The organism is Hymenobacter humi (assembly GCF_042665855.1).
GTDB classification, from domain to species: Bacteria; Bacteroidota; Bacteroidia; order Cytophagales; family Hymenobacteraceae; genus Hymenobacter; species Hymenobacter humi.
The window spans coordinates 4,147,739-4,161,761 of sequence record NZ_JBHTEK010000001.1 but is presented as its reverse complement, the minus strand read 5'-3'; the positions used below and the strand labels follow the sequence as shown (position 1 = coordinate 4,161,761).

The window sequence follows — 14,023 nt, the reverse complement described above, 5'->3', positions numbered from 1 at the left end:
ATAGCTGCTGATTGAAGCAGAACGGTCATTCGGCATTTGCCGAAACATTCCTGCCACGATGGTTCCCTAATCGTCTGTCATGCTGAGCGGAGCGAAGCATCTTCTCACGTTCGAACGATACGTTCAGCGGTGAGAAGATGCTCCGCTCAGCATGACAGACGGCATGAGCGAGATGCTTCGACAAGCTCAGCATGACCGTCTGAGTAGTATGCTGGGTTTTTAATACTCAATACCCCCGGCTCAATTCCACTAGGTTCTCCAGCGGCTGGCCGTTGCGGAGCAGGGTCAGGTTGCGGAGCAGCACATCCACTTTGCCTTCGTCTTCGAAGGGCTGGCCGCCGCCGGTGTGCTGGGTCAGCAGCACATTGGGCAAGCTCCAGAGCGGGTTGTCGGCGGGGATGGGCTCGGTGGCGGTTACGTCGAGCACGGCGCCGCCGAGGCGGTTGGCTTGCAGGGCGGCGATGAGGGCCGGCTCGTCGGTGGTGTTGCCGCGGCCCACGCTGGCGAAGATGCTGCCGGGCTGCATGGCCGCCACGAGGTCGGCCGAGAAGAAGCCGTTGGCGCTGCCGGGCAGGCAGTTTACCACGATGTCAGTCTTGGGCAGCTCAGCCCGCAACTCTGCTTTGGAGTGGAGCTGGGCCTGTGGGTCGGTGCGGGCCAGGAGCTGCACGTGGCACTCGAAGCCGCTGAGCTGCTGGCGCACCGCCCGGGCAATAGCGCCCGCTCCCAGAATAACCACGTGACGGCCCCGCAGTAGCTGGGCCCGGTTGCGCACGAAGGCGCCACCCACCCATTTCTTCTCGGTCTGGAGCACGGCCAGCTCCGGCAGGTGCCGGTAGAGGGCTAGCAGGCCCGCCACCATGGTTTCGGCGCAGGGCCAGGCGAAGAAGTCGCCCATGTTAGCCACCGGCACGTTCAGGTGCACGCCCTGGTAGCGCTCAAAACCCGAGGAGTCAATTTGCCAGAAGCGCAGGTTGGGCAGGGGCGTGGTAAACCAGGCCGGTGGTGGGTTGCCCAGTAGCACTTCTGCCGCCTGGAATGCGGCTATTCGCTGCTCTTTGGGCAGGTCGTGGCTGCACGTGGGAATAACCTCGGCCGGAAGCTGGTGTTCCAAATGCTGCCGGGCAGCTGCACTCAGCGGGGAATAAACAAATAGACGCATAAGAAGCGGAGCCGCGCCGCGGGATACTAAATATTGAGAGGGGAGTAGTTCTGCTGCAAAGGTGCTGCCGCTGGGCTGCGCTTTCGTTAGGAGCAGTCAACTTTGGGTGGGTGGATTATCAAAAATTGGCTGGTCATTATGATACATCTCCTCGCAGAACCTCACCCCGGCCCCTCTCCAAAAGAGAGGGGAGCCTGACGTTAGTTAGCTCAATTTTTAAGCGAAAGCCCTGGCTCAATATTGAGCCAGGGCTTTTTTGCTTTCAGAATTAACGTCAGGCTCCCCTCTCTTTTGGAGAGGGGCCGGGGTGAGGTTCCGCCGGGGGTGAGGTTCCTCACCGCCTCGAGCGCCCTTGGTGGGCGCTTTCGTCGCCGTCCACGGGCTCGCCCATTTTGTGGAGGTTGGCGGCTACCATGCTATCTGGCGTTACGTTGCTCACTGCTACCTGTACTTTGTTCATAAAGCCGGAAATGACTTTGTCTTTGCCGGCGAGCAGGGCCTCGTAGCCGTCGCGGGCCACTTTGGCGGGGTCAGCTTTGCTGGCGCCGTCGGCCACCAGCTTCGAGCGCTCCATGTCGGCTTTGCGGAAGAAGTCGGTATCGGTGACGCCGGGCAGCAGGGCCGTGATTTTAACGTTGTGGCCTTTTACTTCTTCCCGAATGGCTTCGGTGAAGGAGGTGACAAAGGCCTTGGTGCCGTGGTACACGGTCTGCAGCGGGCCTGGCAGCTCACCACCGATGCTCGACACCTGCAGAATCATACCATCGTTGCGGGCCACCATGTCTTGCAGGAAGAGCTTGGTGAAAATGACGTAAGCCCCAATATTGAGCTGAATGATGTCGAGCCTCGCGGTTGATGTCGGTGGTCGTGAACTGGCCGTACTGGCCCTGGCCAGCGTTGTTCACCAGCGCATCGATGCGGATGCCGCGGTCCCGGATTTCGTCGTAGACTTCAAACGGGGCATCTGGATGGAACAGGTCCTTGGCGATGGGCAGCACCTGCACGCCGTATTGGTGGCGCAGCTCTGAGGCCGTTTGTTCCAGCTCCCGCTGGTTGCGGGCTACGATAACGAGGTTGTAGTGGTCTTTTGCGAAGCAGTTGGCCAGCTCGCGGCCGATGCCACTGGTAGCGCCCGTGATGAGGGCAGCTCTGGGATGGTTTGCCATAGTGTAGAAAGGTTAGGATGAAGGTTATCCTAACGCCGGCAAACCCGTTGCGGTTATCGCCGGGCTTGCCCTGCCGGCTACACCGCGGCGCCGAGCTGCTTGCGCATCTTCAGCGACAGCTTGGCCACGACCGTTTGGTACGAGTGCCGGATGTACTGCTCCCATTGCGCGTGGGTCAGCAAGTGAATGTTATCCATGTTGACCCAGCCGTAGCGCGCCAGGTACTTGTTACGGCTGAAGCCGGGACTGGATTCCAGCGTTTCAAATTCTTCGGGCGGCGCGATAAAGGAGGCCGTGGCCGGTACATCATCGGGAGATGTCACCAAATACATTTTGCCGCCCACATTAAAGCACAAATGCGTGTCCCACTTAATGTCTTCTGTGGTGCCGGGCAGGCGCAGGCAAATGGCTTGGAGCTCTTCGATGGTCATCTAAATCCGTAAAATGTCGAGCTAATTGTTGAGTAGGTAATAGTTGCTCATGTTTACTCGGTGCTATCAATTTGCTTTTCTAATTTATTAATGAATTTAACTGTTGTTGTTACATTATTGAAAATTAAGGCGGTGGTCTAAATTAGTGTGAGGTTATAATTGTCAATGACAATTTTGATTCGGGCCGTGTGCATTTCTAGCTTTTTGCTGAAGGAGCAAGACTTGCGCACGAGCACGCCGCAGCGCTGGCGCAAGGAGCAATTGACGGCTTCGACGATGCTCGTGCCGCCGTCGCCCTTGGGGCAGCGGCGGTGCTGCCAGCGCGGCAGCACGTCCGCGTAGGCGGGGAACAGGTCGGTGAAGTACCAGCAACGCCGGCGGTAGCGGCCCGGCAGCGCTTGCCACAAGCGCCGGGCCGTGGCCGCGTCCCGGCGGCCCAGTACCCAGGCCACGACGCGCCGGCTGGCGCGCTCGACGGCCAGCCAGAGCCACGCCTTGCGCTTTTTGCGGCCCACAAACTTCCACATCTCATCGGCTCAAGTGCCTCCCAGCACTTTCGTTGCTCCTTTTTCGGGCGCAGACGCAGCAAGGGCGGCCCGGGCTGCCGGGCTTTTTTTGCTAGCTTGGCCACCGTCATGCGCGAGACACCCGTGGCCCGCACGATGCTGCGCTGCGAGTTGCGCTCCACCAGCAGCTTTTCCACCTGCGCGTAGCGGGCCGCCCGCGCAGGACCAGCCGGGTGCAGGTATCCCTGGTAGGCGCACGCTTTGCACTGGTACTTGGCGCGGCCTCCGCTGCTGCCGTTCTTGCGCACTTGGTCGCTGGCGCACCGCCCGCATAATTGGCTCGTGAGTATCATAACCCCATTACGTTAATCACACCCAGTTAGACCACCACCAAAATTAATATGCTCTCATCATAATTCAATATTGGGTTATCATGCGCAAAGCTTTGGGAGTTCCGGACTTCATTAAATCCGTCAATTACATTAATTGAAAATTTTAGTATCCGCTCGCTCATTATTGATTTTATATGTCCTTGAGCAACAACATGCTTTACATACTTGCCAAAGATTCCATGAAGAGCTTCGTGAGTTTCAAATTTGATTCCGTGTTTGCCGCATAACTCTCTGACGTACTTGACTAGAAATGTATGCAGTCGGTCTAAAGCAACTTCGGGTTGATTGTCTTCAATACTTTTCCTAATTGTTTCAGATAAAAGGTTAAAGTCTTTGTCTGAATTGATAGGCTGAATAGAATCAAGATTTTCAACTGTTATATTCCTGCTTAACGCAACGGCGGTTTTCAAGCAGTCAGCTATGTTTTCTGTCTCTGCCGTTTCTACAATTACATCGTTCTCCGCATCACGATGCTTCCTGTATTCCAATAAGTCAGTGATTAGCTTGCCGACAGCATGATTCGGGGCTTTTTCCCAAAAGGTTCGTAATCTGTTTGCTTTTGAACCAGAGCCACTGGAATACTTTTCGTCTAAAATATCTAGGCCGGTACTATCATACACAAAGCTTTGCAGGCTTGGATTAGAGAAATCTAGAACGTAGCCATTACCCATTCTTAACGCTTTCTCCAATTTGTGCTTTTTAAACCCTGTTAAATCAGACATTAGATTAAAATCGTTATCAGTTCAGAGCGCGAATGTAATTACGAAGCTATATCCAGCACTTCATCGCCATCATCGGCCATCGTCTTGGCTAGCTTCTCAATATTGAGACTGCGCGCCGAGGCATCGAAAATCTCGCGATAAGTGCCTTTCATATCATACAGGCTCGTCATGGGTGCCGCTTTCCACCATGCGGCCTTTTTTCATGACGTAGATGCAGTCCGAATCCACGATTTGGGCGAGGCTGTGGGAGATGATGACCACCGTGCGGCCCTGCTTGATGGCGTCGAGCGAGTTTTTGATTTGCTCGGTGGCGATGGCGTCGAGGCTGGCGGTGGGCTCGTCGAGGAAGATGATGGGCGGGTTTTTGAGGAACAGCCGGGCAATGGCGATGCGCTGCTGCTGGCCGCCGCTGAGCTGCTGGGCATCCGATTGGTACTGACGGGGCAGGTCCAGAATCTGGTCGTGGAGGTAAGCCTGTTTGGCGGCAGCTTCAATCTGTTCCTGGGTCGAGTTGAAGTCGCCGTAGCGGATGTTTTCTTCAATGGTGCCCTTGAAAATGTGGTTTTTCTGCAGCACCAGCCCAATTCGCTTGCGCAGGGCGTGGGTGTCATAGTCGGCCAGCGGGCGGCCGTCGAGGAGCATGCGGCCCTGGTCGGGCTCGTAGAACTTGCACAGGAGGTTGATGATGGTGCTTTTACCGGCGCCGCTAAGGCCCACCAAGGCAGTGGTTTTCCCTTCTTCGATGGTGAGGCAGACGTCGTGCAGGGCTTGGGTGCCGCTGGGGTAGGTGAAGTCCACGTTGCAGATATCGAAGGTGCCGCGCACGTCGGCGGGCTGCAGGGGGCCGGTTTCCTCGATGGCCGAGTCGGCGTCGAGGATGGCGAAGAAGCCTTCGGAGTAGGTGAGGGCCTCGTTCATCTCGTCGTAGATGCGGTGGAGCTGCCGGATGGGCGCCGACACGTTGTTGAACAGCAGGATGTGGAACATGATGGCGCCGATGGAAATCTGGCGGTCGAGCACGAGGTAGGCCGTGAGCACGATGATGACGACCACGCCAATCTGCTCCACGAAGGTCTTGATGCCATCGTAGCGGAAGTTGGTTTTGCGCGTCACCAGCCTGGGCATTCACCAGCTTTTGCTGGGTGTCGGCCTGCTTTTGGCCCTCGTACTGCTCGCGCACGAAGCTTTTGATGACCACAATGCTGTCGATGATGCTGATGATGCCGTGGTTTTTCTCCTCGCGCAGCTTTTGCAGGCCGCGGCGCACGCCCTGCAGCCGGTCGGCCTGCCGGAAACTGAGCCAGAAGTACACCGGCAGGATGGCCAGCGCCACCAGCCCCACCCACACGTTGGCCACAAACATCACCACCAGGGCCACCAGGGCGTTGGCAAACAGCGGCAGGATGTCGATGAAGAAGTTTTGCACCAGTTTCATCAGGCTCTCCACGCCCCGGTCGATGCGGGTCTGGAGCTTGCCGGTCTGGTTGCCCTCGTCGGAGAAAAAGCCGAGCCTGGTAGCTCAGAATCTTGCCCACCGCCGTCTGCGACAAGGTGCTGGAGATGTTGATGCGGATTTTCTCGCCGTAGTACCGCTGCCCAAAGGTGATGAAGGTGTTCACGATTTCCTTGCCCAGCAGAATGGCGCTCACCCAGCCCAACAGTTCCCAGCCAGCGGCCAGACCCAGGTTCCGGTCGAGCAGGCCCTGCACGCTGTCCACGGTGTAGCGCAGCACAAACGGGGTGACCTGCGCGGTTAGCGAGCCCACAAGCGTGAGCAGCAGCGTGCTGATAACCAGGCGACGGTAGGGCTGCACAAAAGGCAGCAGGCGCTTAATAATCTGCCAAAGACTCATCGGCGAAGAGATAAGTTGAGCCAGTAAGACGGGTAGGGCAGAGGTTAGGTTGTTGCAGAAGCAGCTGCTTGGCTCAACCGAGTGAGTCAGTAATGCCCATGAAAATTAAGACATTATTGTGCCTGTCGTGGAGCTTGAAGCTGATATTTTCTCCTTTAACGAATTAGCATGGAGTAAACAAAAACTTGCACTTTAATTATTGCTATTCATTCCATATTTGTTATGTTTGAATAGTCGCGAAGGCCTATTTCTATTCCGCTGTTTAGAAACCTCAACTGTTAAAGAAGATGGAAACAACTTATAAGCTCAACGTTCCGGTTAGCACAGCAGCGGTTAAAAAAGCAGGGAAACTATCGATTGATCTAGTGCCGTCCAAAGTAACCAAGTGGCTCCTTGCCGTAACCGCAGTGCTGCTGCTAGCCAACATCCTGGTGATTGTGCTCAAACTCACGATGGAGCATCAAACCAGGCTGTCGTGGTACTTCGACCAGTACTTCAATTTTAATTATGAAGGCAATTTCCCCACCTTCTTTTCCTCTCTTATTCTGGCTTTGGCGGCGGGCATTCTGCTCTTCTTATATTTTATTACCAAGCAGCAGAAGAATTCCCAGGCACCGTTTCGCTGGCTTATCTTAAGCCTGATATTTACGTTTCTCGCCATTGACGAGAACATTCAAATCCACGAGCTTATTACCAAAATTGTCAGGCCTCGATTAACCACCGAATTATCGGGGTTTTTGCATTGGGCTTGGGTGGTTCCGTACTCTATTGCCTTTGTATTTATTGTTGGCTATTTCACGCCTTTCGTATTAAAGCTGCCGGCCAAGACCCGAAACATGATAATGCTGGCGGGGTTTATGTACGTTTTTGGAGCGGTAGGATTAGAATTGGTCGAAGGGCATTTATACATGAGCTATGGGGTAGAACATATTTTCAATCAATTGCTTTACTGCGTAGAAGAACTGCTTGAAATGACGGCGGTTATTTTATTTATTCACACGCTGCTGGGTTACATTGTGAGCATCAGGGTTAACTTACGCTTGAGAAGCAGGTAAATGAAGCGGCCTGATAAACTACGGTTTTAATGCGATTGATTAATTGAATTAGAGCCGCTGATTCGGGTTGATTGAAAGCAGGGGAGGAAACCAAACTAATTGCGGCGGCTACATTCGGCCATGAACGTTCAGGACGCATACAACACGTGGGCCGCCAGCTACGACACGGTAACCAATAAGACGCGGGACCTGGAGGCCATTGCTTTCCGGCAGGTGCTGGCAACGGTGCCGTTTTCGCAGGTGCTCGAAATTGGCTGCGGCACCGGCAAAAACACCGAATGGCTGGCCGCGAAAGCAGCTCAGGTAACGGCAGTAGACTTCTCGGCCGAAATGCTAGAAAGAGCTAAGGCCAAGAGTTCTCCTGCCAACGTGCGTTTCCAACAAGCGGACATTACCCAGAAATGGAATTTTGTCGCTGCTGCTTCGGCAGACCTGATTATCTGCAGCCTGATACTAGAGCACATCCAAAACCTGGATTTCGTATTTGGGCAGGCCAGCACGGCTTTGAAGTCCGGCGGCTTTTTCTATATCGGCGAGCTGCACCCCTACAAGCAGTACCAGGGAAGTAAGGCGCGTTTCGACAACGGGGACGGCACAGTTGAGCTGAATTGCTATGTGCACCACGTTTCCGATTTTACCGAAGCAGCCCGGCAAAACGGCTTTGACTGTGTCGCGCTGCAGGAATGGTTTGATGATAACGACCGGGCGGGTACACTACGCATCCTCTCTGTTCTATTCCGGAAAAGGCAGCAGCGCTAATTATTGATTTAACAGCAGGGCGCTTGTATCGCGGTTGAGCTGTTTGTACAATAAAAAAGCCCCGGCCAATCGGCCGGGGCTTTTTTATTGAGCAGCAGTGTCGGGCTTATTTGCTTGCCTTCTTAGCAGCTTTAGCGGCCTTTTTCTCGGCTTTGTCGGCTTTGATTTTAATCTTGCCTTCTTTCATTTTGACTTTGTCTACGCCGCTGCCGTCGGCTGCCTGGCCGTAGCCGCGGCCACGCTCACCGCCACCGCGGTTCATGCGGTCGGCTTGCATGGTGGTGTACTTGGTGTACTGGTCGGCCGTGAGCACTTCCTTAAACTGGGCATCGTATTTGGCGCGGTTGGCTTCCATTTGGGTGCGCATCGCGTCGCGGTTGCCGGCGTCGCGGGCCTGGCCGCGCATGGCTTGCATTTCCTGGCCACGGGCCATCAGAATCTGCTGCACTTTGGCGGTTTGGTCGGCGCTCAGGCCCAACTCCTGGGTCATGCGCTCGCTCTGGCGCTTGGCCATTTCCTCAGGGTTGCCCTGCTGCATGCGGCCGTAGCCGCGGCCTTCCATCTGGCCAGGAGCCGGAGGGGTGGTAGGGGTGGTTTGAGCAGCAGCGGTACCTACGGTAAGGGCGAAAGCGACCAACAGGGGCAAAAAATTGATTTTCATCTTGGGTGATTTTAATTGAATGGGGTGGGAAAGTAGGAAACTAAGTCCCGGCGCCTGGGTAAGACGCCGGGGCTAGTAAGAGGTTTAATGCGTTAGGATTGGGTTAGCGGTGGTCGTAGCGATGAGCGGCTTCCCAGCGGGCGCGCTCCTGGGGCGTCACGCGGTGGTTGCGGTCGTAGCCGTAGTTGGAGGAGTAGCCGTTGTTCTGGCTGGCGCGCTGCTGGGCTTCGCGCTGTTGGGCTGCCCGCAATTCGGCTTCACGCTGTTGAGCTGCCCGTAGCTGAGCTTCGCGCTGCTGGGTTTCCCAGCGGGCGCGTTCGGCCGAGGTCACGCGGTGGTTTTGCTCGTATCCATAGTTCTGGTTACGGTCATAACGGTCGTTGCGTTCGTCCCGGTCGTAGCGGTGGGCGGCCTCCCAGCGTTCGCGCTCCCGGGCCGTTACGCGGTGCCTCTTGTCGTAACCGTAGTCAAAGTCCTTGCTGGTGCGGTCGTTGTACCGGTCGTAAGGGTCGTGGCTGGCTACCGAAACAGCAGCCGGAGCAGCAGCGAAAGAAGTGGAAGAAGCCAACAGCGTGGCGGCAGCAATCAAGGAAAAAGGGAAGCTTTCATGGTTTCTAAATGCAAAAGGACGGGTGAGGGGAGAAGAGGCTGGGCTCGGATGCTGCAGGCAGCGGGCTCCTGAAAAAGCGAATCGACTTGTTCTGCCGGGGTATTTGCAAACCATCGGCCGAAAGCCGCCCAAAATCCGGAAGCTGGACGGGCAGCACCGATGTACCGACCAACTGGCAGATTCAGCAGACCGGGCGTGGGAACGGGCATTCAGCCCAATTCACTCGGCGCCAAATACCCGTGCCTGGACCGTGTGCGAAGCGTTTCAACCGGCCTTCGTTGTGCTTACCTTCGGGACCTGAACCCTTTGCTACAACCATTTCAATGAACAAACTTCTGCTTCTTACGTTGGCCGGTGCCCTGGCCCATGGCGCGCCCGCCGCAGCTCAATCCACCGAAAAACTCGACGCGGCCGCCCTGGCCAAAATCCGGGACGAAGGCATGAACCGCTCCAAGGTGATGGAAACGGCCTTCTATCTCACCGACGTCAGCGGCCCGCGCCTGGCCAATTCCGACGGCCTGAAGCGCGCCAACGAGTGGGCCAAAAGCAGGCGGCCCAATACGGCTTGTCCAATGCCAACATCGAAGCCTGGGGTGATTTCGGCCGCGGCTGGGACATCGAGAAATCGTACGTGGCCATGACGGCACCCTACTACCACACCATGGTGGGCGCCCCCAAAGCCTGGACGCCCAGCACGCCCGGCCCCTGCGCATGCCCGTGGTGGTGATGAAAGCCCCCACCACGGAGGCCGACCTCGACCAGTACAAAGGCAAGCTGCGCGGCAAAATCGTGGCCATGAACGTGCCCACGCCGCCCAAGCCCAGCACCGACCCCGACCTGCGCCGCTACTCCGACGAAGACCTGCAGAAAATGGCCGACCCCGCCGCGCCCCGCCCGGCCAGCAACATGCCCGACGCGGCCGCCATGGCCACCCGCCGGGCCCAGGCCGCCCTGCGCACCAAGGTGTCCGAAATGCTGATTAGCGAAGGCGCGGCTGCCGTGCTCAGCGCCCGCGGCGGCATCTACGGCACCTTCAACACCACCAACGGCGCGCCCTACGCCGCCGACGCCAAGCCCGCGCTGCCCGAAATCGAAATGACCATCGAAGACCAGCTCCGCCTGATTCGGCTGGTGGACGCCGGTATTCCGGTGGAAGTGGAGATGGAAACCAAAACCCGCTTCCAGACCCAGGACCTGAAAGGCTACAACGTGGTGGCCGAAATCCCCGGCACCGACCGCAAGCTGAAAAGCGAAGTGGTGATGCTTGGCGCCCACATCGACTCCTGGCACGCCGCCACCGGCGCCACCGACAACGCCGCCGGCTGCGCCGTGATGATGGAAGCCGTGCGCATCCTCAAGGCCACGGGCCTGAAGCCGCGCCGCACCATCCGCGTTGCGCTATGGGGCGAGGAGGAGCAGGGCCTGCACGGCTCGCGCAACTACGTGAAAAACCACTTTGCCGACCCCGCCACCATGCAGCTCAAGCCCGAGCACGAGAAGCTGGCCGCCTACTTCAACCTCGACAACGGCGGCGGCAAAATCCGTGGCATCTACGCCCAGGGCAACGAGGCCGTAGCGCCCATCTTCTCGCAGTGGCTCAAGCCATTTGCTGACCTGGGCGCCAGCACCGTCACGCTGCGCAACACCGGCAGCACCGACCACATTGCCTTTGACGCCGTGGGCCTGCCCGGCTTCCAGTTCATTCAGGACGGCCTCGACTACTTCCCCCAAACCCACCACACCAACCAGGACACCTACGACCGCCTCATTGCCGACGACCTCAAGCAGGCCTCGGTAGTGGTCGCCTCTTTCGCGTACGACGCCGCCATGCGCGACCAGAAGCTGCCCCGCAAGACTCTGCCAACGCCGGTCAAGCCGGCACAATAGCATTGCCCGTTGGCTCCATAAAAAATCCCGGCCGAATAGCTTTCGGCCGGGATTTTTTATGAAGCTGATTATTGAGCTAGCCCGTTTCAAAGCTGCTGGAAAGGTCAGTCAACCAGGCCCAGCGTTTTGGTGAGCTTGTTTTTGGAACCGTGATGATGATGCTTTGGTCGCCTTTCTGCGAGCGGGCCCGGCGCCGGTCTATCAGGTCCTGCACCTTGTCCTTGTTCGCATCGCGGGAAAGCAGCACCTTGGCCACGTCCGTAATCAGGGATATCGACCGGGGAACCTCCACGCTCACCTGCTGATAGTCGGGGTCGCGGGGCGGGGGAGTGGCGGGGCTTTGGGCCAGGCTACTTGTGGCTTTGAGCAACAACGCAGCAAGTAAAACGGGTAGCTTCTTACTCGGCATGAACGGCGGATGGACGCTGCAAAGATGCCGCTTTGTAACCGCTTTACCCTAGTTTTTCCTTGAAAAGTCGTAACGTGCGCTCCCAGGCCAATTTAGCCACTGCCGGATTGTAGCGCGCCGGTGAAGTGTCGTTGTTGAAAGCGTGGTTAGCGCCTTCGTACACGTAGAGCTCGTACTTGGTGCCGGCTGCCTTCAAAGCCGCTTCGTAGGCCGGAATACCGGCATTTACCCGCTCGTCGAGGCCGCCGTAGTGCAGCATCAGGGCCGCCTTGATTTGTGGAACGTCTTCGGCCTTGGGCTGCCCGCCGTAGTACGCCACCGCAGCGTCGAGCCTGGGGTCGTGCACGGCCAGCCTGGTTGGCCATGGCCCCGCCCCAGCAGAAGCCCACGGCGCCGGTGCGGCCGTTGCAGTCGGGCCGGGAGCGCAGGTATTCCAGGGCCTTGAGGTAGTTGTTCAGGTTTTTGGTTTTGTCGAGTGGCCGATTAGCTCGCGGCCCTTGTCCTCATCGGCGGGCGTGCCGCCGAAGGGGAAAGCGCATCCACTCCCAGAGCCAGGTACCCGGCCTGTGCCACCCGACGCGTCACGTCCTTGATGTGGGGCGTCAGGCCCCGGTTTTCGTGAATCACCACCACGGCCCCGCGTTTCTTGCGACCCTTGGGGTGCACCAGGTAGCCGCGCATGGTCGCACCGTCGCCCATCCAGCTCACTTCCTCAGCCACCAGCTTATCGGCTTCGGGCGCGACGGTAGCAGCCTGAGCATAGCCCGGTTCCAGCACCGAAAGCGCGGCAATGGCCAGGGCCGTGCCGCCCGCCAGCTTGGCCAGCCGGTCCAGAAACTCCTTGCGGGTAAGTGGAGCGTGGGTGTACTCGTCGAAGAGGTTGATGATGCGTTGGTCCATGGAGCTAAATGTACTGATTAGGTGCGAAATGTGGACGGGAGAGTTGGCGTTATTCGCCGGCTCAATTATGAGGCTTGCCCACCTGCTTCGGCGGACAAGGTCTGCAGCGCCGCCAATGCTCGTTGAGCATCGGCCTGAGCCACAAACAGGTGGTCGTGGAAATAAGCGGCCACCACGTTGCAGCTGATGTTTTCCCGCGCCAGGGCCCCGGCTACGGCCGCCGTCAGCCCCACGGCGGCCAGCGACGAATGCACGTTCAGCGTCAGCCAAGCCGATACATAGTCGTAGATTAACCCATGAGCATCGGCCGTTTTCCGGGCCAGAATCAGGGTGAGGCCTTCGGCTTCGCGGAACGAGCCCAACACCAATTCAGCCGGCACAGACGTTCCCGCCCGGGTCGTGCAGAACACGTATTCGCCCGCGTTCAGCACCGGCTGCATGCTAGCCAACAGGCGTGTCAGGTTGGTTTCGCCTGGCATGGCGCTACTCCTCTTCCCGGTTCACGGTGTCGGGGCTGAACGCCGGCACGCAAATCGACCAGTACTCGCACTCTTCCTCAAACGGATTGGAGTACCGCACCCGGGCCCCGCCCTTTATCAGCAAGGCCTGCCCGGCCTGCAGCTCAACCACGTCGCCATCGATTTCAAACCGCTTCCGGCCGCGCACCACAATTGTGATTTCGTCGAAGCTGGGCGTCTGGTGCGGCTCGCTCCAGTGCGGGGGCGCCACCATGTGCGCCAAACTATACGCCGAAGTACCGGTGCTGGCCCCGCCCACATGCTCTTCAATGAGCTTGCCGTCGGTGGTGGGTACTACAAAAGGGGAGGGGTTGAGAACGTAGCGTTTTTCAGCCATGATGTGAGGATTATTGAGAAGTGAGAGTTTGGGAAGTCAGAACAAAAAACTCCCCTCCTTTTTTAAGGAGGGGACGTTGCCGCGCCCGCGGCAACTGGGGTGGTGAAGTCTTTGAACGACACCCGAACGACTGGCAGCAGAACGGCGCAGTAATCCTTGTTCGCCCATCGTTCAACGACTCAACCACCCCCGTCCGAGCTAAAGCTCGAACATCCCCTCCTTAAAAAAGGAGGGGAGTTTTTTGATGTTCTTACGGCTTGAACTTCTCCAGTAACTCGAAAGCGCGCGAATTGTATTTCCAGACAAAGGAATACGGCGTTTGCACGGCTCCAAACTGCACCCGGATGCGCTCCACAGCCGGCAGCATGCTGCCCTCGAAGTCGAAGCACGCCAAGCCCAGCACCTCGCTGGCGTAGCGAATGGCTTCCCAGATGAGCAGGATGCCCGCGCCGCTCTCACGCAGGGCCGGGTCGTCGCCGGAAAGGTGGTAGTAGGCTGCTTGCTGGTCCCAGATGAGATAAGCAGCTGAGTGAATGCGGTCCTGGGCATCCACGGCGAAGAACATCTGCCGGGAGCCATTGGCGGCCAGGGCAGCGTCGTGCTGCTCAAATTGAGCCAACGAGTACGGCATGGGCAAGCCTGGCGGTCGAAACTC

General features: G+C 57.7%; 19 protein-coding genes and 2 pseudogenes. 4 read left to right on the top strand and 17 right to left on the bottom strand.

Annotation, left to right across the window (positions count from 1 at the left end; all coding sequences use genetic code 11):
• Positions 1–226 precede the first annotated feature (226 nt).
• The 9 genes and pseudogenes from ACFQT0_RS23500 to ACFQT0_RS23465 all read right to left on the bottom strand — a co-directional run.
• Positions 227–1,114 carry an NAD(P)-dependent oxidoreductase gene (locus tag ACFQT0_RS23500; RefSeq protein WP_380205470.1) on the bottom strand — a complete coding sequence of 296 codons (888 nt, stop codon included), beginning with the start codon at positions 1,112–1,114 and terminating at the stop codon, positions 227–229.
• A 382-nt stretch (positions 1,115–1,496) separates the two neighbouring features.
• The gene (locus ACFQT0_RS23495) at positions 1,497–1,943 is read right to left on the bottom strand and encodes an SDR family NAD(P)-dependent oxidoreductase (RefSeq protein ID WP_380205469.1); all 447 of its coding nucleotides are present in this window, start codon (positions 1,941–1,943) and stop codon (positions 1,497–1,499) included.
• Positions 1,891–2,328, bottom strand: coding sequence for an SDR family NAD(P)-dependent oxidoreductase (locus tag ACFQT0_RS23490; protein WP_380205468.1), 438 nt, complete (start codon positions 2,326–2,328; stop codon positions 1,891–1,893). The genes ACFQT0_RS23495 and ACFQT0_RS23490 overlap by 53 nt, the downstream gene beginning before the upstream one ends.
• 77 nt (positions 2,329–2,405) lie before the next feature.
• Positions 2,406–2,759 carry an MmcQ/YjbR family DNA-binding protein gene (locus tag ACFQT0_RS23485; protein WP_380205467.1) on the bottom strand — a complete coding sequence of 118 codons (354 nt, stop codon included), beginning with the start codon at positions 2,757–2,759 and terminating at the stop codon, positions 2,406–2,408.
• 137 nt (positions 2,760–2,896) lie between these two features.
• A complete protein-coding gene (locus tag ACFQT0_RS23480; protein ID WP_380205466.1) occupies positions 2,897–3,286 on the bottom strand; it encodes an IS1 family transposase in 390 nt (129 codons plus the stop codon).
• 263 nt (positions 3,287–3,549) lie between these two features.
• Positions 3,550–3,618, bottom strand: a pseudogene (locus ACFQT0_RS31730) (hypothetical protein); the annotation flags it as partial.
• Between the two features lie 26 nt (positions 3,619–3,644).
• Positions 3,645–4,379 (bottom strand): abortive infection family protein, encoded by a 735-nt coding sequence (locus ACFQT0_RS23475; RefSeq protein WP_380205465.1) that lies wholly within the window; start codon positions 4,377–4,379, stop codon positions 3,645–3,647.
• 153 nt (positions 4,380–4,532) lie between these two features.
• Positions 4,533–5,504: an ABC transporter ATP-binding protein gene (locus ACFQT0_RS23470; RefSeq protein WP_380205464.1), complete on the bottom strand. Its 972-nt coding sequence runs from the start codon at positions 5,502–5,504 to the stop codon at positions 4,533–4,535.
• Between the two features lie 79 nt (positions 5,505–5,583).
• Positions 5,584–5,838: pseudogene (locus ACFQT0_RS23465) on the bottom strand (ABC transporter transmembrane domain-containing protein); the annotation flags it as partial.
• 681 nt (positions 5,839–6,519) lie between these two features.
• Between ACFQT0_RS23465 and ACFQT0_RS23460 the strand changes: the two are divergent.
• Both ACFQT0_RS23460 and ACFQT0_RS23455 read left to right on the top strand, forming a co-directional pair.
• A complete protein-coding gene (locus ACFQT0_RS23460; protein WP_380205463.1) occupies positions 6,520–7,287 on the top strand; it encodes a multidrug transporter in 768 nt (255 codons plus the stop codon).
• Between the two features lie 120 nt (positions 7,288–7,407).
• Positions 7,408–8,046 carry a class I SAM-dependent methyltransferase gene (locus tag ACFQT0_RS23455; protein WP_380205462.1) on the top strand — a complete coding sequence of 213 codons (639 nt, stop codon included), beginning with the start codon at positions 7,408–7,410 and terminating at the stop codon, positions 8,044–8,046.
• A 106-nt stretch (positions 8,047–8,152) separates the two neighbouring features.
• On the opposite strand, the gene ACFQT0_RS23450 is transcribed toward ACFQT0_RS23455, so the two are convergent.
• Together ACFQT0_RS23450 and ACFQT0_RS23445 are read right to left on the bottom strand one after the other, a co-directional pair.
• Positions 8,153–8,707, bottom strand: a complete 555-nt coding sequence (locus tag ACFQT0_RS23450; RefSeq protein WP_380205461.1) for a hypothetical protein — start codon at positions 8,705–8,707, stop codon at positions 8,153–8,155.
• A gap of 103 nt (positions 8,708–8,810) precedes the next feature.
• Positions 8,811–9,296: a hypothetical protein gene (locus tag ACFQT0_RS23445; RefSeq protein WP_380205460.1), complete on the bottom strand. Its 486-nt coding sequence runs from the start codon at positions 9,294–9,296 to the stop codon at positions 8,811–8,813.
• Between the two features lie 344 nt (positions 9,297–9,640).
• Between ACFQT0_RS23445 and ACFQT0_RS23440 the strand changes: the two genes are divergently transcribed.
• Both ACFQT0_RS23440 and ACFQT0_RS23435 read left to right on the top strand, forming a co-directional pair.
• Positions 9,641–9,958: a hypothetical protein gene (locus tag ACFQT0_RS23440; protein WP_380205459.1), complete on the top strand. Its 318-nt coding sequence runs from the start codon at positions 9,641–9,643 to the stop codon at positions 9,956–9,958.
• Positions 9,959–10,028: 70 nt separating this feature from the next.
• Positions 10,029–11,204, top strand: a complete 1,176-nt coding sequence (locus tag ACFQT0_RS23435) for a M28 family metallopeptidase (RefSeq protein WP_380205458.1) — start codon at positions 10,029–10,031, stop codon at positions 11,202–11,204.
• 76 nt (positions 11,205–11,280) lie between these two features.
• Here the strand turns inward: ACFQT0_RS23435 and ACFQT0_RS23430 are convergent, their stop codons facing one another.
• The 6 genes from ACFQT0_RS23430 to ACFQT0_RS23405 all read right to left on the bottom strand — a co-directional run bounded on the left by ACFQT0_RS23430 (position 11,281) and on the right by ACFQT0_RS23405 (position 13,999).
• On the bottom strand, positions 11,281–11,577 hold the full coding sequence (locus tag ACFQT0_RS23430; protein WP_380205457.1) for a hypothetical protein: 297 nt from the start codon (positions 11,575–11,577) through the stop codon (positions 11,281–11,283).
• A gap of 79 nt (positions 11,578–11,656) precedes the next feature.
• Positions 11,657–11,959, bottom strand: a complete 303-nt coding sequence (locus tag ACFQT0_RS23425; RefSeq protein ID WP_380205456.1) for a dienelactone hydrolase family protein — start codon at positions 11,957–11,959, stop codon at positions 11,657–11,659.
• Between the two features lie 137 nt (positions 11,960–12,096).
• Positions 12,097–12,513 (bottom strand): dienelactone hydrolase family protein, encoded by a 417-nt coding sequence (locus ACFQT0_RS23420; protein WP_380205455.1) that lies wholly within the window; start codon positions 12,511–12,513, stop codon positions 12,097–12,099.
• A gap of 65 nt (positions 12,514–12,578) precedes the next feature.
• Positions 12,579–12,992 carry an ACT domain-containing protein gene (locus ACFQT0_RS23415; protein WP_380205454.1) on the bottom strand — a complete coding sequence of 138 codons (414 nt, stop codon included), beginning with the start codon at positions 12,990–12,992 and terminating at the stop codon, positions 12,579–12,581.
• 4 nt (positions 12,993–12,996) lie between these two features.
• On the bottom strand, positions 12,997–13,368 hold the full coding sequence (locus tag ACFQT0_RS23410; RefSeq protein WP_380205453.1) for a cupin domain-containing protein: 372 nt from the start codon (positions 13,366–13,368) through the stop codon (positions 12,997–12,999).
• 250 nt (positions 13,369–13,618) lie between these two features.
• Entirely contained in the window at positions 13,619–13,999 is a 381-nt protein-coding gene (locus tag ACFQT0_RS23405) for a GNAT family N-acetyltransferase (RefSeq protein ID WP_380205452.1), read from the bottom strand.
• Positions 14,000–14,023 lie beyond the last annotated feature (24 nt).